Origin of the sequence: Providencia sp. wls1943 (assembly GCF_009706275.1) — a bacterium.
GTDB classification, from domain to species: Bacteria; Pseudomonadota; Gammaproteobacteria; order Enterobacterales; family Enterobacteriaceae; genus Providencia; species Providencia zhijiangensis.
The window spans coordinates 1-21871 of record NZ_WLTU01000001.1 but is presented as its reverse complement, the minus strand read 5'-3'; the positions used below and the strand labels follow the sequence as shown (position 1 = coordinate 21871).

38 protein-coding genes are annotated in these 21871 nt (G+C 44.5%); 5 read left to right on the top strand and 33 right to left on the bottom strand.

Going from position 1 to position 21871, the window contains the following annotated elements:
- The first annotated feature begins 112 nt into the window (after window positions 1-112).
- The 5 genes from def to mscL all read left to right on the top strand — a co-directional run bounded on the left by def (window position 113) and on the right by mscL (window position 4926).
- Window positions 113-634, top strand: coding sequence for a peptide deformylase (gene def / locus GKR48_RS00190; RefSeq protein ID WP_154626032.1), 522 nt, complete (start codon window positions 113-115; stop codon window positions 632-634).
- Window positions 635-678: 44 nt separating this feature from the next.
- Complete coding sequence (gene fmt / locus GKR48_RS00185) at window positions 679-1626, top strand: methionyl-tRNA formyltransferase (RefSeq protein ID WP_336431093.1); 948 nt, start codon at window positions 679-681, stop codon at window positions 1624-1626.
- 74 nt (window positions 1627-1700) lie between these two features.
- Entirely contained in the window at window positions 1701-2987 is a 1287-nt protein-coding gene (gene rsmB / locus GKR48_RS00180) for a 16S rRNA (cytosine(967)-C(5))-methyltransferase RsmB (RefSeq protein ID WP_154626030.1), read from the top strand.
- A 33-nt stretch (window positions 2988-3020) separates the two neighbouring features.
- Window positions 3021-4397, top strand: coding sequence for a Trk system potassium transporter TrkA (gene trkA, locus GKR48_RS00175; RefSeq protein WP_154626028.1), 1377 nt, complete (start codon window positions 3021-3023; stop codon window positions 4395-4397).
- A 115-nt stretch (window positions 4398-4512) separates the two neighbouring features.
- Entirely contained in the window at window positions 4513-4926 is a 414-nt protein-coding gene (gene mscL, locus GKR48_RS00170; protein WP_036955890.1) for a large-conductance mechanosensitive channel protein MscL, read from the top strand.
- Between the two features lie 18 nt (window positions 4927-4944).
- Here mscL and GKR48_RS00165 read toward each other — a convergent pair whose 3' ends face one another.
- From GKR48_RS00165 to tuf, 33 genes are all read right to left on the bottom strand, one after another.
- Window positions 4945-5127 carry an alternative ribosome-rescue factor A gene (locus tag GKR48_RS00165; protein WP_442959352.1) on the bottom strand — a complete coding sequence of 61 codons (183 nt, stop codon included), beginning with the start codon at window positions 5125-5127 and terminating at the stop codon, window positions 4945-4947.
- Between the two features lie 26 nt (window positions 5128-5153).
- The gene (gene zntR, locus GKR48_RS00160; RefSeq protein WP_036955922.1) at window positions 5154-5570 is read right to left on the bottom strand and encodes a Zn(2+)-responsive transcriptional regulator; all 417 of its coding nucleotides are present in this window, start codon (window positions 5568-5570) and stop codon (window positions 5154-5156) included.
- 135 nt (window positions 5571-5705) lie between these two features.
- Complete coding sequence (gene rplQ / locus GKR48_RS00155; protein WP_036955900.1) at window positions 5706-6092, bottom strand: 50S ribosomal protein L17; 387 nt, start codon at window positions 6090-6092, stop codon at window positions 5706-5708.
- A gap of 37 nt (window positions 6093-6129) precedes the next feature.
- Window positions 6130-7119: a DNA-directed RNA polymerase subunit alpha gene (locus GKR48_RS00150; protein WP_036955903.1), complete on the bottom strand. Its 990-nt coding sequence runs from the start codon at window positions 7117-7119 to the stop codon at window positions 6130-6132.
- Window positions 7120-7144: 25 nt separating this feature from the next.
- Complete coding sequence (rpsD, locus tag GKR48_RS00145; RefSeq protein ID WP_004265487.1) at window positions 7145-7765, bottom strand: 30S ribosomal protein S4; 621 nt, start codon at window positions 7763-7765, stop codon at window positions 7145-7147.
- Between the two features lie 37 nt (window positions 7766-7802).
- Window positions 7803-8192, bottom strand: a complete 390-nt coding sequence (rpsK, locus tag GKR48_RS00140) for a 30S ribosomal protein S11 (protein ID WP_004388621.1) — start codon at window positions 8190-8192, stop codon at window positions 7803-7805.
- A gap of 16 nt (window positions 8193-8208) precedes the next feature.
- Entirely contained in the window at window positions 8209-8565 is a 357-nt protein-coding gene (gene rpsM / locus GKR48_RS00135) for a 30S ribosomal protein S13 (RefSeq protein ID WP_004907144.1), read from the bottom strand.
- A gap of 145 nt (window positions 8566-8710) precedes the next feature.
- Window positions 8711-8827 carry a 50S ribosomal protein L36 gene (gene rpmJ / locus GKR48_RS00130; protein ID WP_004265484.1) on the bottom strand — a complete coding sequence of 39 codons (117 nt, stop codon included), beginning with the start codon at window positions 8825-8827 and terminating at the stop codon, window positions 8711-8713.
- A gap of 45 nt (window positions 8828-8872) precedes the next feature.
- Entirely contained in the window at window positions 8873-10198 is a 1326-nt protein-coding gene (gene secY, locus GKR48_RS00125) for a preprotein translocase subunit SecY (RefSeq protein ID WP_006657025.1), read from the bottom strand.
- 7 nt (window positions 10199-10205) lie between these two features.
- Window positions 10206-10640: a 50S ribosomal protein L15 gene (gene rplO, locus GKR48_RS00120; RefSeq protein ID WP_006657024.1), complete on the bottom strand. Its 435-nt coding sequence runs from the start codon at window positions 10638-10640 to the stop codon at window positions 10206-10208.
- Window positions 10641-10643: 3 nt separating this feature from the next.
- Window positions 10644-10823, bottom strand: a complete 180-nt coding sequence (gene rpmD, locus GKR48_RS00115; protein WP_006657023.1) for a 50S ribosomal protein L30 — start codon at window positions 10821-10823, stop codon at window positions 10644-10646.
- Window positions 10824-10829: 6 nt separating this feature from the next.
- The gene (rpsE, locus tag GKR48_RS00110) at window positions 10830-11330 is read right to left on the bottom strand and encodes a 30S ribosomal protein S5 (RefSeq protein WP_006657022.1); all 501 of its coding nucleotides are present in this window, start codon (window positions 11328-11330) and stop codon (window positions 10830-10832) included.
- Window positions 11331-11344: 14 nt separating this feature from the next.
- The gene (gene rplR, locus GKR48_RS00105) at window positions 11345-11698 is read right to left on the bottom strand and encodes a 50S ribosomal protein L18 (RefSeq protein WP_006816326.1); all 354 of its coding nucleotides are present in this window, start codon (window positions 11696-11698) and stop codon (window positions 11345-11347) included.
- Between the two features lie 9 nt (window positions 11699-11707).
- A complete protein-coding gene (gene rplF, locus GKR48_RS00100; protein ID WP_006657020.1) occupies window positions 11708-12241 on the bottom strand; it encodes a 50S ribosomal protein L6 in 534 nt (177 codons plus the stop codon).
- 14 nt (window positions 12242-12255) lie between these two features.
- The gene (gene rpsH / locus GKR48_RS00095; protein ID WP_004907134.1) at window positions 12256-12648 is read right to left on the bottom strand and encodes a 30S ribosomal protein S8; all 393 of its coding nucleotides are present in this window, start codon (window positions 12646-12648) and stop codon (window positions 12256-12258) included.
- Window positions 12649-12682: 34 nt separating this feature from the next.
- Window positions 12683-12988 (bottom strand): 30S ribosomal protein S14, encoded by a 306-nt coding sequence (gene rpsN, locus GKR48_RS00090; protein WP_004265458.1) that lies wholly within the window; start codon window positions 12986-12988, stop codon window positions 12683-12685.
- A gap of 12 nt (window positions 12989-13000) precedes the next feature.
- A complete protein-coding gene (gene rplE, locus GKR48_RS00085; RefSeq protein WP_006657019.1) occupies window positions 13001-13540 on the bottom strand; it encodes a 50S ribosomal protein L5 in 540 nt (179 codons plus the stop codon).
- 15 nt (window positions 13541-13555) lie between these two features.
- Entirely contained in the window at window positions 13556-13870 is a 315-nt protein-coding gene (rplX, locus tag GKR48_RS00080) for a 50S ribosomal protein L24 (RefSeq protein WP_004265452.1), read from the bottom strand.
- Between the two features lie 10 nt (window positions 13871-13880).
- Window positions 13881-14252: a 50S ribosomal protein L14 gene (gene rplN / locus GKR48_RS00075; protein ID WP_004265449.1), complete on the bottom strand. Its 372-nt coding sequence runs from the start codon at window positions 14250-14252 to the stop codon at window positions 13881-13883.
- 176 nt (window positions 14253-14428) lie between these two features.
- Window positions 14429-14683 carry a 30S ribosomal protein S17 gene (gene rpsQ / locus GKR48_RS00070; protein ID WP_006657018.1) on the bottom strand — a complete coding sequence of 85 codons (255 nt, stop codon included), beginning with the start codon at window positions 14681-14683 and terminating at the stop codon, window positions 14429-14431.
- Complete coding sequence (gene rpmC / locus GKR48_RS00065) at window positions 14683-14874, bottom strand: 50S ribosomal protein L29 (protein WP_006657017.1); 192 nt, start codon at window positions 14872-14874, stop codon at window positions 14683-14685. Before rpmC ends, rpsQ begins: the two co-directional genes overlap by 1 nt.
- Entirely contained in the window at window positions 14874-15284 is a 411-nt protein-coding gene (gene rplP / locus GKR48_RS00060) for a 50S ribosomal protein L16 (protein WP_004926449.1), read from the bottom strand. The genes rpmC and rplP overlap by 1 nt, the downstream gene beginning before the upstream one ends.
- A gap of 11 nt (window positions 15285-15295) precedes the next feature.
- A complete protein-coding gene (gene rpsC, locus GKR48_RS00055) occupies window positions 15296-15997 on the bottom strand; it encodes a 30S ribosomal protein S3 (protein WP_004907131.1) in 702 nt (233 codons plus the stop codon).
- Window positions 15998-16014: 17 nt separating this feature from the next.
- On the bottom strand, window positions 16015-16347 hold the full coding sequence (gene rplV / locus GKR48_RS00050) for a 50S ribosomal protein L22 (protein WP_004265430.1): 333 nt from the start codon (window positions 16345-16347) through the stop codon (window positions 16015-16017).
- Window positions 16348-16362: 15 nt separating this feature from the next.
- Window positions 16363-16641 carry a 30S ribosomal protein S19 gene (gene rpsS / locus GKR48_RS00045; RefSeq protein ID WP_004265426.1) on the bottom strand — a complete coding sequence of 93 codons (279 nt, stop codon included), beginning with the start codon at window positions 16639-16641 and terminating at the stop codon, window positions 16363-16365.
- Window positions 16642-16655: 14 nt separating this feature from the next.
- Entirely contained in the window at window positions 16656-17480 is an 825-nt protein-coding gene (rplB, locus tag GKR48_RS00040) for a 50S ribosomal protein L2 (protein WP_006657016.1), read from the bottom strand.
- A 19-nt stretch (window positions 17481-17499) separates the two neighbouring features.
- On the bottom strand, window positions 17500-17802 hold the full coding sequence (gene rplW, locus GKR48_RS00035) for a 50S ribosomal protein L23 (protein WP_006657015.1): 303 nt from the start codon (window positions 17800-17802) through the stop codon (window positions 17500-17502).
- Entirely contained in the window at window positions 17799-18404 is a 606-nt protein-coding gene (rplD, locus tag GKR48_RS00030) for a 50S ribosomal protein L4 (RefSeq protein ID WP_036955909.1), read from the bottom strand. The genes rplW and rplD overlap by 4 nt, the downstream gene beginning before the upstream one ends.
- 16 nt (window positions 18405-18420) lie before the next feature.
- On the bottom strand, window positions 18421-19050 hold the full coding sequence (gene rplC, locus GKR48_RS00025; protein WP_036955911.1) for a 50S ribosomal protein L3: 630 nt from the start codon (window positions 19048-19050) through the stop codon (window positions 18421-18423).
- Between the two features lie 32 nt (window positions 19051-19082).
- A complete protein-coding gene (gene rpsJ, locus GKR48_RS00020; RefSeq protein WP_001181005.1) occupies window positions 19083-19394 on the bottom strand; it encodes a 30S ribosomal protein S10 in 312 nt (103 codons plus the stop codon).
- Window positions 19395-19716: 322 nt separating this feature from the next.
- On the bottom strand, window positions 19717-20190 hold the full coding sequence (bfr, locus tag GKR48_RS00015; protein WP_036955915.1) for a bacterioferritin: 474 nt from the start codon (window positions 20188-20190) through the stop codon (window positions 19717-19719).
- Window positions 20191-20311: 121 nt separating this feature from the next.
- Window positions 20312-20512, bottom strand: coding sequence for a bacterioferritin-associated ferredoxin (bfd, locus tag GKR48_RS00010; protein WP_036955919.1), 201 nt, complete (start codon window positions 20510-20512; stop codon window positions 20312-20314).
- A gap of 175 nt (window positions 20513-20687) precedes the next feature.
- A partial coding sequence (gene tuf, locus GKR48_RS00005; RefSeq protein ID WP_036950356.1) for an elongation factor Tu occupies window positions 20688-21871 on the bottom strand: 1184 nt, incomplete at its 5' end.

Below are 21871 nucleotides of genomic sequence, written 5' to 3'. Positions count from 1 at the left end.
GTTAGCACATTTAGAAACGAACAAATCATAACCAATACTGTCAATATGACTGATAAATGTCTAGAATAGACAGTAATTACCTTTCAAATTTTGGAAACTACTCGAAAAATTTATGTCAGTCTTAAACGTGTTACATTATCCAGACGAGCGCCTTCGCACCGTTGCAAAACCAGTTGAAAAAGTTGATGCATCTATCCAGCGTATTATTGATGATATGTTCGATACGATGTATGACGAAGAAGGTATTGGACTCGCAGCAACGCAAGTGGATATCCACCAGCGCATCATCGTTATTGACGTTTCTGAATCACGTAATGAACGCCTTGTACTTATCAATCCTGAGCTGCTTAATAAAGAAGGCGAAACTGGTATAGAAGAAGGCTGCCTATCTATCCCTGAACAGCTAGGATTTGTACCAAGAGCGGAGAAAGTGAAAGTTCGTGCCCTTGATTATAACGGTACATCATTTGAACTTGAAGCTGATGGCCTACTTGCTATCTGCATCCAACATGAAATGGACCATTTAGTTGGAAAATTGTTCGTTGATTACTTATCACCTTTGAAGCGTCAACGTATTCGTCAGAAAGTAGAAAAACTCGATAGACTGAGAGCTAAAGAAGCTAAAAGTCGTTGAGTTGATAAGAAGTTAGTCTTTATTACTATAAATGGGAAAGGATCGTGTCAGAACCATTAAGAATTATTTTTGCAGGTACGCCTGATTTCGCAGCTAAGCATTTGGCCGCATTGTTAGAAACCAATCATAATATTGTTGGTGTATTAACTCGTCACGATAAACCTGCAGGTAGAGGCAAAAAGCTAACAGCGAGCCCTGTGAAGATCCTTGCGGAAGAACACGGAATACCAGTTTTCCAGCCTGTTACTTTACGTGACCCAGACAATCAACAGTGGATCAAAGATCAAAATGCTGATCTGATGATTGTCGTTGCTTATGGTTTGCTCCTACCGCAAGCAGTTTTGGATATCCCCCGTTTAGGCTGTTTGAATGTTCATGGTTCGTTGTTACCACGTTGGCGAGGCGCAGCTCCAATCCAACGATCCATTTGGGCTGGCGACCACGAAACTGGTGTCACTATCATGCAAATGGATGCCGGCCTTGATACCGGAGATATGCTATATAAAGCTATTTGTCCGATTACTGCTGAAGATACCAGTGCAACTTTATATGAAAAACTGGCGATTACAGGGCCTAAAGCACTTATTCATACAGTAAATTTACTCTCTTCAGGTCATTGTATCCCAGAGAAACAAGATGATTCTCTCGCTAATTACGCTGAAAAATTATCTAAAGATGAAGCGCGAATTGATTGGCAGCTACCAGCTGAACACATTGAGCGCTGTATTCGAGCCTTTAATCCTTGGCCAATGAGTTATTTCATGGTTCAAGAGCAATTAATCAAAGTATGGCAAGCTGAAGCCATCGCTCAAGAACATAATCAGCGCCCAGGTACTATCATCAGTGCCGATAAAAAAGGCATCAGTGTTGCAACTGGTAATGGGATATTAAATATTACTCAGCTACAACCACCAGGCAAAAAAGCGATGAGTGCGCAAGATATACTTAACTCCCGCCGCGAATGGTTCATACCTGAGCAATTGCTAGACTAATATATTGGTAGCATTACCTAAAAATGCAAAATTCGGTAATGCTACTTAAGTAACTAATAGACTCTCTTTCAATTATGAAAAACAAATATAATTTGCGTAGTATCGCAGCGACCGCCATTAGTCAAGTATTAGATAACGGGCAATCATTAAGTACCGTTTTACCTGATCTACAACGTAATATTAATGATAAAGATAAAGCGCTACTGCAGGAGATTTGCTTCGGAGTTTTACGTTATCTACCAAAGCTCGAATGGTTTATTAGTCAGCTAATGGAAAAACAGCTAACAGGCAAGCAAAGAACTTTGCATTACCTCATCATGGTTGGGCTTTATCAATTACTCTATACTCGCATCCCTGCACATGCGGCTTTAGCAGAAACCGTGGATGGTGCAGTTGCATTAAAGCGCCCACAGTTGAAAGGCCTAATAAATGGGGTACTACGCTCTTTCCAACGTCAGCAAGTTCAATTAGAAGAACGTAACACAAATAATAATAGCCAATATTTACATCCTAGTTGGTTATTAAAACGCATTCAAGCCGCCTACCCTGATAGCTGGGAAAATATTGTTGATGCCAATAATCAGCGTCCACCTATGTGGTTGAGAGTTAACTCCCAACATCATACAGCCGCACAATATTTAGAGTTACTCGAACAAGCAGAAATTACAGCATACTTGCACCCATCACATCCAAGTGCAATTCGTTTAGAAGAAGCGACTCCTGTTACCCGCTTACCCGGTTTTGAAGATGGCTGGTCAACAGTGCAAGACGTCTCTGCACAAGGTTGCGCTGAACTACTCTCTCCAGCTAATGGCGAAAATATTCTCGACTTATGTGCAGCACCGGGCGGGAAAACAACACATATTTTAGAACTTGCCCCTAAAGCCCATGTTCTCGCCGTAGATATTGATGAGTCACGGCTCAAGCGAGTGAAAGAAAATCTGCAAAGATTGAAGCAACAAGCTATTGTTATTCAAGGGGATGGTACCAAACCTGAAGAATGGACGAAAGGTCAACAATTTGATCGTATTTTGCTTGATGCCCCATGCTCTGCAACGGGAGTTATTAGACGCCACCCTGATATTAAATGGCTAAGGCGCGATTCAGATATTCAAGAGCTATCTCAGTTACAGGCTCAAATCTTAGAGGCTGTATGGCCATACTTAAAACCTGGCGGCACATTAGTGTATGCCACATGCTCCATCATGCCTGAAGAAAATAGCCAGCAGATTCAGCATTTCCTTTCTAAACATACTGATGCAAGTATGAATGATGGTACAGAATTAGGCTTACAAATATTACCAAGCATAACAGGGGGTGATGGTTTCTTTTACGCCCGCTTACTCAAGCACGTACAGTAATATTTAACAAAGACTCTGAGATAGGAAGATGCTATGAAGATCATTATTCTAGGTGCAGGGCAAGTCGGTGGGACACTCGCTGAAAACTTAGTGGATGAAAATAACGATATTACCGTTGTTGATACCAATGCCGATCGCTTGCGTCAGCTACAGGATCAGTTTGATCTGCGCGTAGTTAATGGGCATGGATCTCATCCCCGAGTTCTTAGAGATGCTGGAGCTGAAGATGCGGATATGTTAGTTGCGGTAACTAACTCAGATGAGACCAACATGGTTGCTTGTCAAATTGCTTATAGCCTATTTAATACGCCGAATAAAATCGCACGTATTCGTGCAACCGAATATATCCGCGAAGCTGACAAGCTTTTTTTGGCAGAACAAATCCCTATTGATTATCTGATATCACCGGAACAGCTGGTTATTGAATATATCTATAAACTTATACAATATCCGGGGGCTCTACAGGTCGTTAATTTTGCCGAAGGTAAAGTAAGCATTGTTGCTGTAAAAGCCTACTATGGGGGTTCTCTAGTAGGTAATGCATTGTCTAGCTTACGTGAGCACATGCCACACATTGATACTCGCGTTGTCGCGATATTCCGTCAAGATAGACCGATTCGCCCTCAAGGTTCCACCATTATTGAAGCGGGTGATGAAGTTTTCTTCGTTGCCTCCACTCAACATATTAGAGCGGTAATGAGTGAGCTCCAGCGATTAGAAAAACCCTACAAGCGTTTAATGATTGTTGGTGGTGGCAACGTAGGTGCTGGCTTAGCTAAGCGATTGGAAAAAGACTATAGCGTTAAACTGATTGAACGTAATCAGGAAAGAGCAACTGAATTAGCTGAATTGCTCCATGATACGATTGTTTTTTATGGTGATGCCTCAGATCAAGAGTTACTTACAGAAGAACACATTGAACAAATGGATGTTTTTATTGCGCTTACCAATGATGATGAAGCAAATATCATGTCCGCTATGCTTGCGAAAAAAATGGGCGCTAAAAAAGCCATGGTATTAATTCAACGCTCTGCCTATGTTGAATTAGTTCAAGGTGGTGTTATTGATATTGCCGTATCTCCACAGCAAGCAACCATTTCAGCTTTACTTGGTCATGTCAGAAAGGCGGATATTGTCAGTGTTTCATCATTGCGCCGAGGAGTTGCAGAGGCCATTGAAGCGATCGCCCACGGTGATGAAAACACATCAAAAGTGGTTGGTAAGAAAATATCAGAAATTAAGCTTCCTCCAGGGACAATTATTGGTGCCATCGTAAGAGAGGAAGAAGTCATTATTGCTAGTGATTACCATATTATCGAGCAAGGTGACCATGTCATTATGTTTATTACCGATAAAAAATATGTTCCGGATGTAGAAAAGCTGTTCCAGCCAAGTCCGTTATTTTTATAATTATCTAAAATAAATAGTAAAAATTTGCAGGTTAATAATTCTAGATACTATAATTTTGTTACGTGGTTCCGCACGTTTAGTCATTTAGTTAATAAATAAAGGGAAGGGGTCGTACATGAGTTTTTTAAAAGAGTTCCGCGAATTTGCCATGAAAGGCAACGTTGTGGATATGGCTGTCGGTATTATTATTGGTGCTGCATTTGGTAAAATTGTTTCTTCATTAGTTGCCGATGTGATCATGCCACCATTAGGATTAATCATTGGTGGCGTAGATTTTAAACAATTCAGCCTTGTACTTCGAGAAGCGGAAGGGAGTGTACCTGCCGTAGTGATGAATTATGGGATGTTTATCCAAACAGTTTTTGATTTTGTTATTGTCGCATTTGCTATTTTTATGGCAATCAAGGTAATGAACAAAGTTCGTCGTGAAAAAGAAGAGGCTGCACCAGCAGAACCTGCTGCTCCATCTACAGAAGAAGTTTTACTATCTGAAATTCGTGACTTACTGAAAGAACAGAATAAAAAATAACTAAAAGGCCAGTGGTAATCAGTTTATTAACCGATTACCACTGGCCTCCCAGTTACCTGCCTTATTTGCTTTTCCTTTTCTTGTATAGCTTCCTTTACCTTTCTTATTCTTCTCAACTCTCTGGCGAAATAGTGGGTCATGTAACAGTGCCTCAATGGCATTATCTTTAATCTCACCACGCTTATGCTGATACTTATTCATAATCTACCTTCATTATCAGTTTTAAATTAATAAATTTTTGATGCGCCTTTTTCTAGGATCTCCATGATAGAACAATATGTCGATGCATGCTCATCACCACAACATGCTGAACTCAAGGTCTTCAGTGAGTCTCTCATAATGATCAGCTCTTGGATCTTCTTTTCCACTTCAATCAGCCTGATATCAACAATATTCTTTGATTCCTGACAAGTATGGTGTTCGGGATCAACTCGGATCGACAATAGCTCAGTTATCGCTTCAAGTGTAAACCCTAGCTGCTTAGCATAACGGATAAAACGTAGGCGCTGTAAATCTTGCTCCGTAAACAACCGGTAGCCACCTTCAGTTCTCGTTTTGTGCCCCATCAAACCCTGCTTTTCATAAAAACGGATTGTATCTGGTGTTACATCTGCCAATTTAGCTATTTGACCAATCTTATACATGCTCATTTTCTTATGCCTATAAGTATGGATAGAAAATAAAAATTCAAGGATGGAAAAGAATTAATTTGGAGGGTAAGAATAGCAGGTACAAAAAAACCGGGCAATACACCCGGTTTTCTTGAAAGCAATTACAGATTACTCTGCAGCTGCTTCTTGAGACTCAACAGCACGGTCAACAAGCTCGATGTAAGCCATCGGAGCGTTGTCGCCTGCGCGGAAGCCACACTTAAGAATACGAGTGTAACCACCTGCGCGAGCTGCGAAACGAGGTCCCAGTTCATTAAATAATTTTGCAACGATCTCGTTATCACGAGTACGTGCGAATGCCAGACGACGATTAGCTACGCTGTCGGTCTTGGCAAGAGTAATCAGCGGCTCAACGACGCGACGCAGTTCTTTCGCTTTAGGCAGAGTCGTCTTGATGATTTCATGACGAACTAAAGAACCTGCCATGTTACGGAACATAGCTTGGCGGTGGCTGCTGTTGCGGTTCAATTGACGACCACTCTTACGATGGCGCATGACCTTATCCTTCTCAGTAAAACCTTAACCTGTGATCCTAATCATCAGCAATACTTGCTGGTGGCCAATTTTCTAAGCGCATGCCCAGAGAAAGACCACGAGATGCCAAGACGTCCTTAATTTCAGTAAGAGATTTCTTACCAAGGTTCGGAGTTTTGAGCAACTCAACTTCTGTACGCTGTACCAGATCACCGATGTAGTGGATAGCTTCTGCTTTGAGGCAGTTAGCAGAGCGGACAGTCAATTCCAGATCGTCAACTGGGCGCAGTAAGATAGGATCGAATTCTGGTTTCTCTTCTTTAACTTCTGGCTGACGTACATCACGTAGGTCAACAAAAGCTTCAAGTTGTTCAGCCAGAATGGTAGCTGCACGGCGAATCGCCTCTTCAGGATCGATTGTACCATTAGTTTCCATTTCGATTACTAACTTATCCAAGTCAGTACGCTGTTCAACACGAGCTGCTTCAACATTGTAGGCAATACGCTCTACAGGGCTATAGCAAGCATCGACTAACAGACGACCGATTGGGCGCTCATCTTCTTCCGAATGAACTCGGGCAGAAGCCGGCACATAACCACGACCACGCTGAACTTTAATACGCATATTTACAGATGCGCTTTCGTCAGTAAGGTGGCAGATCACATGCTGTGGCTTGACGATTTCGACATCACCATCATGGATGATGTCGGCTGCAGTCACAGGGCCAATGCCAGATTTATTCAAGGTTAAAATAACTTCATCTTTCCCCTGAACTTTTACCGCCAGCCCTTTCAGGTTGAGGAGAATCTCCAGGATATCTTCCTGTACACCTTCTTTGGTGCTGTACTCATGCAGTACACCATCAATCTCAACTTCTGTCACCGCACAACCCGGCATAGACGAAAGCAGAATACGGCGCAGTGCGTTACCTAGAGTGTGGCCAAAGCCGCGCTCTAAAGGCTCAAGGGTCACCTTAGCGTGCGTCGAACTCACTTGCTCGATATCTACCAGGCGCGGTTTTAGAAACTCTGTCACAGAACCCTGCATTGTGTCCTCTCTTTGGTGCTAAGCTTTACTTGGAGTAAAGCTCGACGATCAGGTGTTCGTTAATGTCCGCAGACAAGTCAGTACGTTCAGGAATACGTTTGAACACACCTTCCATTTTAGCAGCATCAACTTCCAGCCAAGTTGGCTTCTCACGCTGTTCAGCCAGCTCTAAAGCAGCCTTGATACGAGACTGTTTTTTAGCTTTCTCACGAACGCTGATAACGTCATTCGGGGAAACCTGATAAGAAGCGATATTAACTACACGACCATTTACCATGATAGCTTTATGGCTAACCATTTGACGTGCTTCTGCGCGAGTTGCGCCAAAGCCCATACGGTAAACGACGTTATCTAAACGACCTTCCAGCAGGGTCAGCAGGTTTTCACCTGTGTTGCCTTTCAGGCGAGTTGCTTCTTTATAATAGTTACGGAATTGACGTTCCAGAACACCGTAAATACGACGAACTTTTTGTTTTTCACGTAACTGAACACCATAGTCAGACAGACGCGGTTTACGCGCACCGTGCTGGCCAGGTGCCTGTTCTAATTTACACTTGGTGTCAATCGCGCGAACACCAGACTTCAGGAAGAGGTCTGTTCCTTCGCGACGGCTCAGCTTGAGCTTAGGACCCAAATATCTAGCCATTTTCTTTCTCCAACAGTCCTAAAAAAAACGAAACGTATTAAACGCGACGTTTTTTCGGTGGGCGACAACCGTTATGAGGGATAGGAGTCACATCAGTAATATTAGTGATGCGGAAACCAGCGGCGTTCAGAGCACGAATTGTTGATTCGCGACCCGGACCCGGTCCCTTAACCATAACTTCCAGGTTTTTGATTCCGTATTCTTTCACAGCTTCTGCGCAACGCTCTGCCGCAACTTGTGCTGCGAACGGAGTGGATTTGCGAGAACCACGGAAACCGGAACCACCGGCAGTTGCCCAACCTAATGCGTTACCCTGACGGTCAGTAATGGTAACGATTGTGTTGTTGAAAGAAGCATGGATATGAGCCACACCGTCTGAGACTTGTTTTCTTACACGCTTACGTGCACGAACTGGTGCCTTTGCCATTATTCAATACCCCGACTTATTTCTTGATCGGCTTACGCGGACCCTTACGGGTACGAGCGTTAGTCTTAGTACGCTGTCCGCGCACAGGAAGACCACGACGATGACGTAAACCACGGTAACATCCAAGGTCCATAAGACGCTTGATGCTCAGGGTAATTTCACGGCGTAAGTCACCTTCTACAACATATTTAGCAACTTCGTCACGCAGCTTGTCGATTTGTTCTTCAGACAGCTCACTGATCTTAACATTTTCAGCAATACCAGTTGCTTCACAGATAGCCTGTGAACGAGTTTTGCCGATGCCGAAAATCGATGTTAAAGCGATTACGGTATGTTTATGATCAGGAATGTTAATGCCTGCTATACGGGCCACTATGCACTCCTAAGTTAAAATATACATTACTGTGCTGAAAAGCCCGTTTTCAGGATACTCAAACAATAATGTATCTTAGATAAAAAAGATTGGCTGGCTAATTTAGCCAGCTCAACCCAACTTTGCAAGAAAAAAATGCTTTTTCTTAGCCTTGACGTTGTTTATGTCTTGGCTCAACACTGCAAATCACACGAACGCTACCATTGCGACGAATAATTTTGCAGTTACGGCATAATTTCTTGACGGAAGCACGAACTTTCATTTTTACTCTCCGTAACTTCTAAGCAAACCATAATCACTCGCGTGATTATTTACCTTTTAGATTTGCTTTCTTCAATGCAGACTCATACTGACTTGACATCATCAGAGTTTGCACTTGAGCCATAAAGTCCATGATAACGACAACCACGATTAAGAGGGAAGTACCACCAAAGTAAAAAGGTACTTTCATTGCGTCACGCATGAACTCCGGGATTAGGCAGATAAAGGTAATATAAAGAGCACCGACTAATGTTAATCGTGTCATTACCTTATCGATGTACTTGGCCGTTTGCTCTCCCGGACGAATTCCTGGTACAAATGCACCGGACTTCTTCAGGTTATCTGCTGTTTCTCTTGGGTTGAAAACCAACGCAGTATAGAAGAAACAGAAGAAGATGATCGCAGAGGCATAAAGCAACACATATAACGGTTGTCCAGGCTGTAAGTACATAGATACTGTAGTCAGCCAGTCCCAACCAGTTCCATCACCAAACCAAGACGCTATTGTACCCGGGAATAGTATGATACTGGAAGCAAAAATTGCAGGAATTACACCCGCCATATTCACTTTTAACGGTAAATGTGTACTTTGTGCAGCGTAGACACGGCGTCCTTGTTGGCGTTTAGCGTAGTTTACGACGATACGACGTTGACCACGTTCCATAAACACTACAAAGAAAGTTACCGCGAATACTAATACCGCAACCAACAGCAACAGGAGGAAGTGCAGATCGCCTTGCCGAGCTTGCTCGATAGTATGGCCAATAGCCGGCGGGAGACCCGCAACAATACCAGCGAAGATAATAATTGAAATACCGTTACCGATACCTCTTTCAGTTATCTGCTCACCTAACCACATAAGGAACATAGTCCCTGTGACTAAGCTAACAACTGCCGTGAAGTAGAATGGGAGGCCTGGATCAAGAACTAATCCCTGCATCCCTGGCATATTCGGTAGACCCATTGCAATACCAATAGATTGGAATATTGCTAATACCAGAGTACCCCAGCGAGTATATTGGCTTATCTTCCGACGACCTGCTTCTCCTTCCTTCTTGATCTCTGCTAATCGTGGATTAACCACAGATAATAACTGGACAATGATCGATGCCGAAATATACGGCATGATACCCAGAGCAAAGATAGAAGCACGGCTAAGAGCACCACCAGAGAACATGTTAAACATTTCAATGATGGTGCCTTGTTGCTGTTCGAGCAATTTGGCAAGCACAGTGGCATCAATACCAGGGATTGGAATAAAAGAACCAATTCGGAAAACAATTAGCGCCCCAATAACAAACAAAAGTCTGCGTTTTAGTTCGCCAGCTCCACCTTTGGCACTTTGGAAATCTAATCCTGGTTGTTTAGCCATCTGTCACTTATTCCTCAATTTTACCGCCGGCAGCTTCGATTGCAGCGCGAGCACCTTTAGTAACACGAAGGCCACGTACAGTAACTGCACGATTCACTTCGCCAGACAGAATAACTTTTGCGTATTCAATCTGGATGTCAATAACGTTCGCGGCTTTCAGTGCGTTCAGATCAATAACATCGCCTTCAACAGAAGCAAAATCAGACAGACGGATTTCCGCAGTGATCATTGCTTTACGTGAAGTGAAACCGAATTTCGGTAAACGACGGTATAAAGGCATCTGGCCACCTTCGAAACCACGACGTACGCCACCGCCAGAACGAGACTTCTGACCTTTGTGACCACGGCCGCCGGTTTTACCCAGACCAGAACCGATACCACGACCTACGCGTTTAGGCGCGTGCTTGGCACCTTCAGCCGGAGACAGAGTATTTAAACGCATCTCTTACTCCTCAACTTTAACCATGTAGGAAACCAAGTTGATCATACCACGAACAGCAGGAGTATCCTCGCGCTCTACTGTATGACCAATGCGACGCAGACCTAAACCGACCAGTGTTGCCTTGTGTTTCGGCAGACGACCGATTGAACTGCGAACTTGTGTAATTTTAATAGTCTTAGCCATGGCTGATTACCCCAGAATTTCTTCGACGGATTTTCCACGCTTAGCTGCGACCATTTCTGGAGACTTCATGCTGTCTAAAGCATCCAGTGTTGCACGAACCACGTTGATTGGGTTAGTGGAACCATAGGTTTTAGCCAGTACGTTGCGAACTCCAGCTACCTCTAAAACAGCACGCATTGCACCACCGGCAATAATACCGGTACCTTCGTGAGCAGGTTGCATAAACACGCGAGAACCGGTGTGTGTACCTTTCACTGGGTGGAATAATGTGCCGTTGTTTAGAGCAACGGTTTTCATACTGCGACGGGCTTTTTCCATCGCTTTCTGGATTGCTGCCGGAACTTCGCGCGCTTTGCCGTAACCAAAACCAACGCGACCGTTACCATCACCAACTACAGTCAGTGCGGTAAAGCTGAAAATACGGCCACCTTTAACGGTTTTAGCTACGCGGTTTACCGCGATCAGCTTTTCCTGCAGTTCGCCAGCTTGTTTTTCGATGTGAGACATCTTACACCTCTACCTTAGAACTGAAGGCCAGCTTCACGGGCAGCATCTGCCAGTGCCTGGACTCTACCATGATATTGGAAACCAGAACGGTCAAAAGCAACAACAGTGATGCCTTTTTCCAGTGCACGCTCAGCAATTAATTTACCAACTGCTGCTGCTGCATCTTTGTTTCCAGTGAATTTCACTTGCTCATTGATAGCTTTTTCTGTAGTAGAAGCGGCAACCAATGTTTCAGAACCGTTAGGTGCAATAACCTGCGCATAAATATGGCGTGGAGTACGATGTACCACCAGGCGAGTCGCACCCAACTCTTGGATCTTGCGGCGTGCGCGGGTCGCACGACGGATACGAGCTGCTTTCTTATCCATAGTGTTACCTTACTTCTTCTTAGCCTCTTTAGTACGCACGATTTCATCGGCGTAACGAACACCTTTACCTTTATAAGGCTCAGGACGACGGTAAGCACGCAATTCTGCCGCTACTTGACCAATCACTTGCTTATCCGCACCTTTCAGTACGATTTCAGTTTGTGTTGGACATTCAGCAGTAATGCCTGCTGGCAGTGCGTGTTCAACCGGATGCGAGAAACCTAAAGACAAGCTTACTGCATTGCCTTTGATTGCTGCACGGTAACCGACACCGACCAGTTGAAGTTTTTTGGTGAAGCCTTCGGTAACACCGATAACCATCGCATTCAGCAGTGAGCGAGAAGTACCCGCTTGTGCCCATGCATCAGCAAAACCTTCGCGCGGAGCGAAAGTTAAGTGGCCATCTTCATGTTTAACTTCAACTGCATTATGGATAGTACGAGTAAGCTCGCCGTTTTTACCCTTGATCGAAATAACCTGACCGTTGAGTTTTACCTCTACGCCGGCAGGAATGACGACGGGTGCTTTTGCCACACGAGACATTCTTTCCTCCCGAATTAAGCTACGTAGCAGAGAATCTCGCCACCAAGACCAGCTTGGCGAGCTGCACGATCAGTCATGACACCTTTAGAGGTAGAAACAACAGCGATACCTAAGCCAGCCATAACTTGTGGCAGCTCATCTTTTTTCTTATAGATGCGCAGACTTGGGCGGCTTACACGCTGGATGCTTTCTACGACAGCCTTACCTTGGAAATAACGCAAAGTCAGTTCCAATTCTGGCTTGATGTCGCCTTCAATTTTAAAATCTTCAATATAACCTTCTTCCTTCAGCACTTTGGCAATCGCCACTTTCAGCTTGGAGGAAGGCATGGTGACCGCAACTTTATTCGCGGCCTGACCGTTACGGATACGGGTCAGCATATCCGCGATGGGATCTTGCATGCTCATCTGTCTTTACTCCCGTGATTCAATATGGTGACAATTACCAACTAGCCTTTTTAAGGCCCGGGATTTCACCGCGCATAGCGGCTTCACGGACTTTAATACGGCTCAGACCAAATTTCCGCAGGAAACCATGCGGACGCCCAGTTTGACGGCAGCGGTTACGCTGACGAGAAGGACTTGAATCACGTGGCAGTGTTTGCAGCTTGAGAACAGCGTCCCAGCGATCTTCATCAGATGCTTTAACATCAGAGATGATAGCTTTCAGTTCTACGCGTTTTGCGAAGAATTTCTCAGCTAATTTAGCACGCTTAACATCACGCGCTTTCATAGATTTCTTAGCCATGAGTAACCTGCCTTACTTGCGGAACGGGAAGTTGAACGCTGCTAACAGTGCGCGACCTTCATCATCAGATTTCGCAGTAGTGGTGATAGTAATATCTAAACCACGTACACGATCCACTTTATCGTAATCGATTTCAGGGAAGATGATTTGTTCACGTACACCCATGCTGTAGTTACCGCGACCATCGAAAGACTTAGCGGACAAGCCACGGAAGTCACGAATACGTGGTACAGCAATAGAAATCAGACGCTCAAGGAACTCCCACATGCGTTCGCCACGCAGAGTTACTTTACAGCCGATTGGATAGCCCTGACGGATTTTGAAGCCTGCAACAGATTTGCGTGCTTTGGTGATCAATGGTTTTTGACCAGAGATTGCTGTTAAGTCAGCTGCTGCATTATCCAGCAGTTTTTTATCAGCGATCGCTTCACCAACACCCATATTCAGGGTGATCTTCTCGACCCGAGGGACTTGCATGACAGAAGTGTAGTTAAACTCAGTCATGAGTTTATTAACTACTTCGTCTTTATAGTAATCATGCAGTTTCGCCATCGTATACTCCAAAAATTACTTGATAGTTTCACTGTTAGATTTGAAGAAACGGACTTTTTTGCCGTCTTCGAATCTAAAGCCTACACGGTCAGCCTTGCCAGTTGCCGCGTTAAAGATTGCAACGTTAGAAACTTGAATAGCCGCTTCTTTTTCAACGATGCCACCTGGTTGGTTCAGAGCCGGAACTGGCTTCTGATGTTTTTTAACCAGATTGATACCTTCAACGATAACTTTACTAGAAGAAATAACCTGCTTTACTTTACCGCGCTTACCTTTGTCTTTCCCAGTTAGCACGATAACTTCGTCATCACGACGGATTTTCGCTGCCATAGTTCGCTCCTTAGAGTACTTCAGGTGCCAGAGAGATAATTTTCATAAACTTCTCATTACGAAGTTCACGAGTTACCGGCCCAAAAATACGCGTACCGATTACTTGCTCACTGTTATTGTTTAATAACACACAAGCATTACCATCGAAGCGAATGACAGAACCGTCAGGGCGACGTACACCCTTCTTGGTGCGCACCACTACCGCTTTCAGGACATCACCCTTTTTAACTTTACCGCGTGGAATTGCTTCCTTAACAGTAATTTTAATGATGTCGCCTACATGTGCATAGCGACGGTGCGAGCCACCTAGAACCTTGATACACATTACGCGACGTGCACCGGAGTTGTCGGCCACGTTCAGCATAGTCTGTTCTTGGATCATTTTAGTGCTCCGCTAAATGTCAACTACTACTGAGCCACCTCATTATGAAGAGGCCGTTCAAATATACCCATACTACGAGGGCGCGGCATTATAACACCACATCTTCGTGTTGGACAGGAAAAAATAAACGGCTCGATCAAAAAGAGCCGTTTATTCATCACGAAAAATCTATTCTATTACAGAACAGCTTTTTCTACAACGCGAACTAAGGCCCAAGACTTAGTCTTAGACAGTGGACGAGTTTCGCGGATTTCTACCACGTCACCAATTCCACATTCATTGTTCTCGTCATGTACGTGCAATTTAGTCGTACGACGGATGAATTTACCATACAGAGGGTGTTTCACCATACGCTCGATAGCAACAACAATAGATTTCTCCATTTTGTCACTAACTACACGACCTTGCAGAGTACGGATTTTATCGTTCATTACGCACCTGCCTTCTCAGTCAGTAAAGTCTTCACGCGTGCGATATCACGACGCACTTGTTTCATTAGATGAGACTGTTGCAGCTGACCACTCGCAGCCTGCATACGTAAGTTAAATTGCTCACGTAACAGGTTTAAAAGTTCAGCGTTCAGCTCTTCTACGCTTTTTTCGCGCAGCTCTTGTGCTTTCATTACATCACCGTCTTAGTTACAAAGGTGGTTTTGATAGGCAGTTTCGCTGCTGCCAGAGAGAATGCTTCACGAGCCAGCTCTTCAGGCACACCGTCCATTTCATACAGGACTTTACCAGGCTGAATTAAGGCAACCCAATATTCTACGTTACCTTTACCTTTACCCATACGAACTTCGAGTGGCTTTTCAGTGATTGGCTTGTCTGGGAATACACGAATCCAGATTTTACCTTGACGCTTAACAGCACGGGTCATAGCACGACGTGCCGCTTCGATCTGACGTGCAGTCAGACGACCACGGCCAACAGCTTTAAGACCGAAAGTGCCGAAGCTAACATCCGTACCTTGCGCCAGACCACGGTTGCGGCCTTTGTGCACCTTACGGAATTTTGTACGCTTTGGTTGTAACATAGCGACGCTCCTTACTTGCGGCCTTTACGCTGCTGCTTTTTAGGTTGAGCAGCTGGTTTCTCAGCTTGTTCAACTGCAGCCATACCACCCAGAATCTCACCTTTGAAGATCCATACCTTAACGCCGAGAACACCATAAGTGGTGTGCGCTTCTGAAGTGTTGTAATCGATGTCAGCACGTAATGTGTGCAGTGGCACACGGCCTTCACGATACCACTCGGTACGAGCGATTTCAGCACCGCCTAAACGGCCACTGACTTCAACTTTGATACCTTTAGCGCCCAGACGCATTGCGTTCTGTACTGCACGCTTCATAGCACGACGGAACATAACACGACGTTCCAGCTGTGAAGAGATGCTGTCAGCAACTAATTTAGCGTCCAGTTCTGGTTTACGAACTTCGGCGATATTGATTTGCGCAGGAACACCAGCGATATCCGCTACTGTTTTACGCAGTTTTTCAACGTCTTCACCTTTCTTACCGATAACGATACCTGGGCGAGCAGTGTGAATAGTCACACGGATGCTTTTAGCAGGACGCTCGATTACGATGCGTGAAATTGACGCTTTTGCCAATTCTTTATTCAAGTACTGGCGTACTTTAAAGTCGCTGTCTAGGTTGTCAGCGAATTCATTAGTATTCGCATACCAAGTAGAGTTCCAAGGTTTGACAATACCCAGGCGAATACCATTAGGATGTACTTTCTGACCCATTGCTAGTCTCCAGAGTCTCAGCGATCGGACACAACCACAGTAATGTGGCTGGTGCGCTTAAGAATACGATCTGCACGGCCTTTCGCACGCGGCATGATGCGTTTCATAGTTGGACCTTCGTCTACGAAAATTTTCGCAACTTTCAGATCATCAATGTCAGCGCCATCGTTTTGCTCTGCGTTAGCAATAGCAGATTCCAGTACTTTCTTCACTAAACCAGCAGCTTTCTTGTTGGTGTAGGTCAGAATTTCCAGAGCTTGCGACACTTTCTTACCGCGAATCAGGTCGGCTACTAAGCGAACCTTCTGGGCAGAAGAACGAGCGTGGCGATGCATAGCTAAAGTTTCCATCTCTTCCTCCTATCCTTAACGTTTCTTAGCTTTCTTATCTGCCGCGTGGCCGCGATAAGTGCGAGTCGGTGCGAATTCACCCAGTTTGTGACCAACCATTTCGTCGGTTACGAATACTGGAACATGCTGACGACCATTATGGACAGCGATGGTCAATCCGATCATATTAGGAAAGATCGTTGAACGACGGGACCAAGTCTTGAGAGGCTTCTTGTCTCCGCTTTCCACCGCTTTCTCTACCTTCTTCAGCAAGTGCAGGTCAATAAAAGGACCTTTCTTGAGAGAACGTGGCATGGCTTATCCTCTAATTATTTTTTAGAACGATGACGTACGATGAATTGATCAGTACGCTTGTTACTACGAGTTTTCTTACCTTTGGTTTGAACGCCCCATGGTGTTACTGGGTGTTTACCAAAGTTACGGCCTTCACCACCACCATGTGGATGGTCAACTGGGTTCATCGCAGTACCGCGAACGGTAGGACGAATACCACGCCAGCGGCTAGCACCAGCTTTACCAAGAACTCGTAACATGTGTTCAGCGTTACCAACTTCACCTAAGGTTGCACGGCAATCAGCTAAAACTTTACGCATTTCACCAGAACGCAGACGCAGGGTGACATAAGCACCATCACGAGCAACGATTTGAGCGTAAGTACCTGCTGAACGCGCTAACTGACCACCTTTACCTGGTTTCAGTTCGATGTTATGAACTGTAGAACCAACAGGGATGTTGCGCATTGGCAGTGCGTTACCAGCTTTGATAGCTGAATCAACGCCAGATTGAATCTGGTCACCAGCTTTCAAGCCTTTTGGTGCAAGAATATAACGACGTTCACCGTCTTTATATAGTACCAGTGCAATGTTCGCAGAACGGTTTGGATCATATTCCAAACGTTCAACAACTGCAGGGATACCGTCTTTGTTGCGTTTGAAGTCAACTAAACGATAATGCTGCTTATGGCCACCACCGATATGACGGGTAGTGATACGGCCATTGTTGTTACGACCACCGGATTTGCTGTTTTTTTCTAACAGCGGAGCATAAGGCTTACCCTTATGCAGCTCAGGGTTAACCACTTTAACAACGTGGCGACGGCCCGGAGACGTAGGTTTACATTTAACAACTGCCATTGTTCTTTACTCCTCCGACTTACTCTGCGCCGCTAACGAAGTCCAGATTCTGGCCTTCTTTCAGCGTAACGTAAGCTTTTTTCCAGTCACTACGACGACCAGAACGCTGACCGTGGCGTTTAGTTTTGCCTTTTACCAGCAAAGTGTTAACACCTTCAACTTCAACTTCAAACAGTTTCTGTACAGCAGCTTTGATTTCTGCTTTAGTTGCGTCTTTTGCAACTTTGAGAACGATGGTGTTGCTTTTTTCCATCGCTGTAGAAGCTTTTTCAGATACGTGCGGCGCGCGCAGTACTTGTAGCAGACGTTCTTCACGGATCATGCCAGCATCTCCTCAACTTGCTTCACAGCATCAGCAGTCATAACCACTTTGTCGAAAGCAATCAGGCTAACTGGGTCGATACCTGCTGCATCACGAACGTCAACCTTGTACAGGTTACGTGCTGCTAAGAACAGATTTTCATCTAATTCAGCAGTGATGATCAGAACATCTTGCAGAGCCATATCTTTCAGTTTCTGTGCCAGCAGCTTAGTTTTAGGTGCTTCTACAGAGAACTGTTCGACAACGATCAGACGATCTTGACGTACCAATTCAGACAGGATGCTTTTCAGAGCACCACGGTACATCTTCTTATTAACTTTTTGACTGTGGTCCTGTGGTTTAGCTGCGAAGCTAACACCACCAGAGCGCCAGATTGGGCTCTTGATTGAACCAGAACGTGCACGGCCTGTGCCTTTTTGACGCCATGGTTTTTTACCAGAACCAGAAACTTCAGCACGAGTTTTCTGAGCACGAGTACCTTGACGAGCACCAGCTGCATACGCAACAACTACTTGGTGAACAAGCGCTTCATTGAAATCACGCCCGAAGGTAGTTTCGGAAACAGTCAGCGCGCTTTGCGCGTCTTTCATTACCAATTCCATTCCTATCTCCTCGACGTTAAGCCTTGACAGCCGGTTTTACGATCAGGTTGCTACCAGTTGCTCCTGGAACAGCACCTTTGACCAGCAGCAGGTTGCGCTCAGCGTCAACACGTACTACATCTAAGCTTTGAACAGTTACACGTTCATTACCCAGTTGGCCTGCCATTTTCTTGCCTTTGAACACTTTGCCCGGAGTCTGGTTCTGACCGATAGAACCCGGAACACGGTGAGACAAGGAGTTACCGTGAGTAGCATCTTGAGTACGGAAATTCCAGCGCTTAACTGTGCCGGCAAAACCTTTACCTTTAGATGTACCAGTAACGTCGACTTTTTTAACGTCAGCGAAAATTTCAACGCTAATGCTTTGACCTACGTTAAACTCAGTACCTTCTTCAGTACGGAATTCACGCAGAATGCGGCCAGCTTCAACGCCAGCTTTAGCGAAATGACCTGCTTCAGGCTTAGTTACACGGTTAGCTTTTTTGCTACCAGTAGTAACCTGAATTGCATTGTAACCGTCAGTTTCTGCAGTTTTAACCTGAGTAACGCGGTTATTTTCAATTTCGATAACAGTTACAGGGATGGAAACGCCATCTTCAGTGAAGATACGAGTCATACCCACTTTCTTACCGACTAAACCAATCATTGTTTCAACCTCTCAATCGTTCGACGACCTGATTAACCCAGGCTGATCTGCACGTCAACGCCGGCAGCCAGATCCAGACGCATCAGAGCATCAACGGTCTTCTCGGTTGGCTCAACGATGTCAACCAGACGTTTGTGAGTGCGAATTTCGTACTGATCACGCGCGTCTTTGTTAACGTGCGGAGAGATCAGAACGGTAAAACGCTCTTTACGTGTCGGCAGCGGGATAGGACCACGTACTTGCGCACCAGTGCGCTTAGCAGTCTCTACGATTTCCGCAGTTGATTGATCGATTAAACGATGATCAAAAGCTTTCAGGCGGATACGGATTCTTTGGTTCTGCATGAGACCAGAGCTCCAACTATTTTATAAACGTAAATGATTACTCCTCGCACCCATTTCGATTGATAGGGGAGTGTAATCGTTCTTGATGTAACCCCCATATCGGGAGTATTGTCTAAATGAGCAACAAATCGTTGGCTCAATACTGAGATTTCAGTCCTAAAATTTAGGGCTTACTCATCAGTAAGCCCGCGCATTATACGTAATTTATTGCGAAACGCAAGCAATCGGGGAAAATATGTGCGAATTTTCTGATGTGCAAATTTAGCAGATATAAAAAAGGCCCATCACTGGGCCTAATTACGTTTTCGCCAATCATACAAAGCTATTCTTCGATAACTTGTGCCTGAAGATAGTTTTGAATACCTAAACGTTTGATCAATTCAAGCTGAGTTTCAATCCAATCTATGTGATTTTCTTCATCTGCAAGAATCTCTATCATTAAGTCTCGACTAACATAATCATGAATTGAATCCGCATAACTAATGGCTTCTTTTAAATTTTTGGCGCCATCAAGTTCTAATTTCAGATCTGAAGCAAGCATCTCTTCGACATCTTCACCAATATTCAGCTTACCGAGATCTTGTAGATTCGGAATACCTTCGAGAAATAAAATGCGCTCAATGTACTTATCCGCGTGTTTCATTTCATCAATCGACTCGTGATATTCCATTTCATTGAGTTTAGTTAGCCCCCAATTTTTAAACATCCGGGCATGTAGAAAATATTGATTAATTGCAACAAGTTCATTGCCCAGCAATTTATTTAAGTGGGCTATCATTTTTTTATCGCCTTTCATTTTTACCCTCCATCGCTTCCAGTCCTATAAGTGTAGTACTGAAATTGATGGCATGAATAATATTTACACAGTTATCTGCGTGGCGAATTTTAACAAAACAATAGAGGGGTATGTGAAAGGCTTATGCAACGTGTTCAATACATTGCTCTTCAAGATGCTGAAGTTCTTCCTGTAAAATCTCGCGCGTTTGTCGGATACATTTTCCGCATTCGCGCCCTACTGGTAAAATTTGACGTAGCCCTTTCAACGAGGTGACGTGATATTTACGCGCCACATTCCTGATTTGTTTATCAGTGATTGCTTCACAAAGGCATACATACATGATCATTTACCTGCATAAATTACGTACAGTAAGTTTAAATGAAAATGATTGGCATTTCAATTATCATTAATGACAGTATTTGAAAAGAAAATAAATTAATGAGCTATACAAAAACAAAAAGGACGTCCTAAGACGTCCCTTTTCTGTAGTTCTTTCTTATTCAGAAAGAGCGGTATTATGCAATGATTTTTGCAACAACACCCGCACCTACAGTACGACCACCTTCACGGATTGCGAAACGTAAACCATCATCCATCGCGATTGGGTGAATCAGAGTCACGATCATGTTGATGTTATCGCCTGGCATTACCATCTCTACGCCTTCTGGCAGTTCGATAGTACCGGTTACGTCAGTTGTACGGAAGTAGAACTGTGGACGGTAGCCTTTGAAGAATGGAGTATGACGACCACCTTCATCTTTGCTCAGAATATAAACTTCTGATTCGAATTGGGTGTGTGGCTTGATTGAACCTGGTTTAGCCAGTACTTGACCACGTTGAATTTCTTCACGCTTAGTACCACGCAGCAGAACACCAACGTTCTCACCCGCACGACCTTCATCCAGCAGTTTACGGAACATTTCAACGCCAGTACAAGTAGTCTTAGCCGTTGCTTGGATACCAACGATTTCAACTTCTTCACCAACTTTGATGATACCACGCTCAACACGGCCTGTTACTACTGTACCACGACCAGAGATTGAGAATACGTCTTCGATTGGCAGCAGGAATGGCTTGTCAATTGCACGCTCTGGTTCTGGGATGTAAGAATCCAGGTAGCCCGCTAATTCAACAATTTTCGCTTCCCACTCTGGGTTGCCTTCCAGCGCTTTCAGTGCTGAACCGCGAACAACTGGAGTGTCGTCGCCTGGGAAATCGTATTGAGACAGAAGTTCACGAACTTCCATTTCAACTAATTCTAACAGTTCTTCGTCGTCAACCATGTCACATTTGTTCAGGAAAACGATGATGTAAGGAACACCTACTTGGCGACCTAACAGGATGTGCTCACGAGTTTGTGGCATTGGGCCATCAGTCGCAGCAACAACCAGAATTGCACCGTCCATCTGCGCAGCACCAGTGATCATGTTTTTAACATAGTCGGCGTGACCTGGGCAGTCTACGTGTGCGTAGTGGCGAGTTGGAGTGTCATATTCTACGTGAGAAGTAGAAATGGTGATACCACGCGCTTTTTCTTCTGGTGCGTTATCGATTTGGTCGAATGCACGAGCGTTACCGCCGTAAGTTTTAGCCAGAACAGTAGTGATTGCTGCTGTCAGGGTAGTTTTACCATGGTCAACGTGGCCGATTGTACCAACGTTAACGTGCGGTTTTGAACGTTCAAATTTTTCTTTAGACA

Excerpts from the sequence above, each read along its gene's own strand:
- rplD (WP_036955909.1), bottom strand. The coding sequence starts at position 18,404 with ATGGAATTGGTAATGAAAGACGCGCAAAGCGCGCTGACTGTTTCCGAA.
- rplC (WP_036955911.1), bottom strand. The coding sequence starts at position 19,050 with ATGATTGGTTTAGTCGGTAAGAAAGTGGGTATGACTCGTATCTTCACT.
- rplP (WP_004926449.1), bottom strand. The coding sequence starts at position 15,284 with ATGTTACAACCAAAGCGTACAAAATTCCGTAAGGTGCACAAAGGCCGC.
- rplX (WP_004265452.1), bottom strand. The coding sequence starts at position 13,870 with ATGGCAGCGAAAATCCGTCGTGATGACGAAGTTATCGTGCTAACTGGG.
- rpmC (WP_006657017.1), bottom strand. The coding sequence starts at position 14,874 with ATGAAAGCACAAGAGCTGCGCGAAAAAAGCGTAGAAGAGCTGAACGCT.
- rpsQ (WP_006657018.1), bottom strand. The coding sequence starts at position 14,683 with ATGAACGATAAAATCCGTACTCTGCAAGGTCGTGTAGTTAGTGACAAA.
- rplW (WP_006657015.1), bottom strand. The coding sequence starts at position 17,802 with ATGATCCGTGAAGAACGTCTGCTACAAGTACTGCGCGCGCCGCACGTA.
- rplR (WP_006816326.1), bottom strand. The coding sequence starts at position 11,698 with ATGGATAAGAAAGCAGCTCGTATCCGTCGTGCGACCCGCGCACGCCGC.
- rpsE (WP_006657022.1), bottom strand. The coding sequence starts at position 11,330 with ATGTCTCACATCGAAAAACAAGCTGGCGAACTGCAGGAAAAGCTGATC.
- def (WP_154626032.1), top strand. The coding sequence starts at position 113 with ATGTCAGTCTTAAACGTGTTACATTATCCAGACGAGCGCCTTCGCACC.
- rpsJ (WP_001181005.1), bottom strand. The coding sequence starts at position 19,394 with ATGCAGAACCAAAGAATCCGTATCCGCCTGAAAGCTTTTGATCATCGT.
- rpsD (WP_004265487.1), bottom strand. The coding sequence starts at position 7,765 with ATGGCTAGATATTTGGGTCCTAAGCTCAAGCTGAGCCGTCGCGAAGGA.
- GKR48_RS00150 (WP_036955903.1), bottom strand. The coding sequence starts at position 7,119 with ATGCAGGGTTCTGTGACAGAGTTTCTAAAACCGCGCCTGGTAGATATC.
- mscL (WP_036955890.1), top strand. The coding sequence starts at position 4,513 with ATGAGTTTTTTAAAAGAGTTCCGCGAATTTGCCATGAAAGGCAACGTT.
- rpmD (WP_006657023.1), bottom strand. The coding sequence starts at position 10,823 with ATGGCTAAGACTATTAAAATTACACAAGTTCGCAGTTCAATCGGTCGT.
- rplF (WP_006657020.1), bottom strand. The coding sequence starts at position 12,241 with ATGTCTCGTGTGGCAAAAGCACCCGTCGTCATTCCTGCCGGCGTAGAG.
- bfd (WP_036955919.1), bottom strand. The coding sequence starts at position 20,512 with ATGTATGTATGCCTTTGTGAAGCAATCACTGATAAACAAATCAGGAAT.
- rplV (WP_004265430.1), bottom strand. The coding sequence starts at position 16,347 with ATGGAAACTTTAGCTATGCATCGCCACGCTCGTTCTTCTGCCCAGAAG.
- zntR (WP_036955922.1), bottom strand. The coding sequence starts at position 5,570 with ATGTATAAGATTGGTCAAATAGCTAAATTGGCAGATGTAACACCAGAT.
- rsmB (WP_154626030.1), top strand. The coding sequence starts at position 1,701 with ATGAAAAACAAATATAATTTGCGTAGTATCGCAGCGACCGCCATTAGT.
- rplQ (WP_036955900.1), bottom strand. The coding sequence starts at position 6,092 with ATGCGCCATCGTAAGAGTGGTCGTCAATTGAACCGCAACAGCAGCCAC.
- GKR48_RS00165 (WP_442959352.1), bottom strand. The coding sequence starts at position 5,127 with ATGAATAAGTATCAGCATAAGCGTGGTGAGATTAAAGATAATGCCATT.
- rpsC (WP_004907131.1), bottom strand. The coding sequence starts at position 15,997 with ATGGGTCAGAAAGTACATCCTAATGGTATTCGCCTGGGTATTGTCAAA.
- rplE (WP_006657019.1), bottom strand. The coding sequence starts at position 13,540 with ATGGCGAAACTGCATGATTACTATAAAGACGAAGTAGTTAATAAACTC.
- rplB (WP_006657016.1), bottom strand. The coding sequence starts at position 17,480 with ATGGCAGTTGTTAAATGTAAACCTACGTCTCCGGGCCGTCGCCACGTT.
- rpmJ (WP_004265484.1), bottom strand. The coding sequence starts at position 8,827 with ATGAAAGTTCGTGCTTCCGTCAAGAAATTATGCCGTAACTGCAAAATT.
- bfr (WP_036955915.1), bottom strand. The coding sequence starts at position 20,190 with ATGAAAGGCGATAAAAAAATGATAGCCCACTTAAATAAATTGCTGGGC.
- trkA (WP_154626028.1), top strand. The coding sequence starts at position 3,021 with ATGAAGATCATTATTCTAGGTGCAGGGCAAGTCGGTGGGACACTCGCT.
- rplN (WP_004265449.1), bottom strand. The coding sequence starts at position 14,252 with ATGATCCAAGAACAGACTATGCTGAACGTGGCCGACAACTCCGGTGCA.
- rpsN (WP_004265458.1), bottom strand. The coding sequence starts at position 12,988 with ATGGCTAAGAAATCTATGAAAGCGCGTGATGTTAAGCGTGCTAAATTA.
- rpsS (WP_004265426.1), bottom strand. The coding sequence starts at position 16,641 with ATGCCACGTTCTCTCAAGAAAGGTCCTTTTATTGACCTGCACTTGCTG.
- rpsH (WP_004907134.1), bottom strand. The coding sequence starts at position 12,648 with ATGAGCATGCAAGATCCCATCGCGGATATGCTGACCCGTATCCGTAAC.
- secY (WP_006657025.1), bottom strand. The coding sequence starts at position 10,198 with ATGGCTAAACAACCAGGATTAGATTTCCAAAGTGCCAAAGGTGGAGCT.
- rpsK (WP_004388621.1), bottom strand. The coding sequence starts at position 8,192 with ATGGCAAAGGCACCAGTTCGTGCACGTAAGCGTGTAAGAAAACAAGTC.
- rplO (WP_006657024.1), bottom strand. The coding sequence starts at position 10,640 with ATGCGTTTAAATACTCTGTCTCCGGCTGAAGGTGCCAAGCACGCGCCT.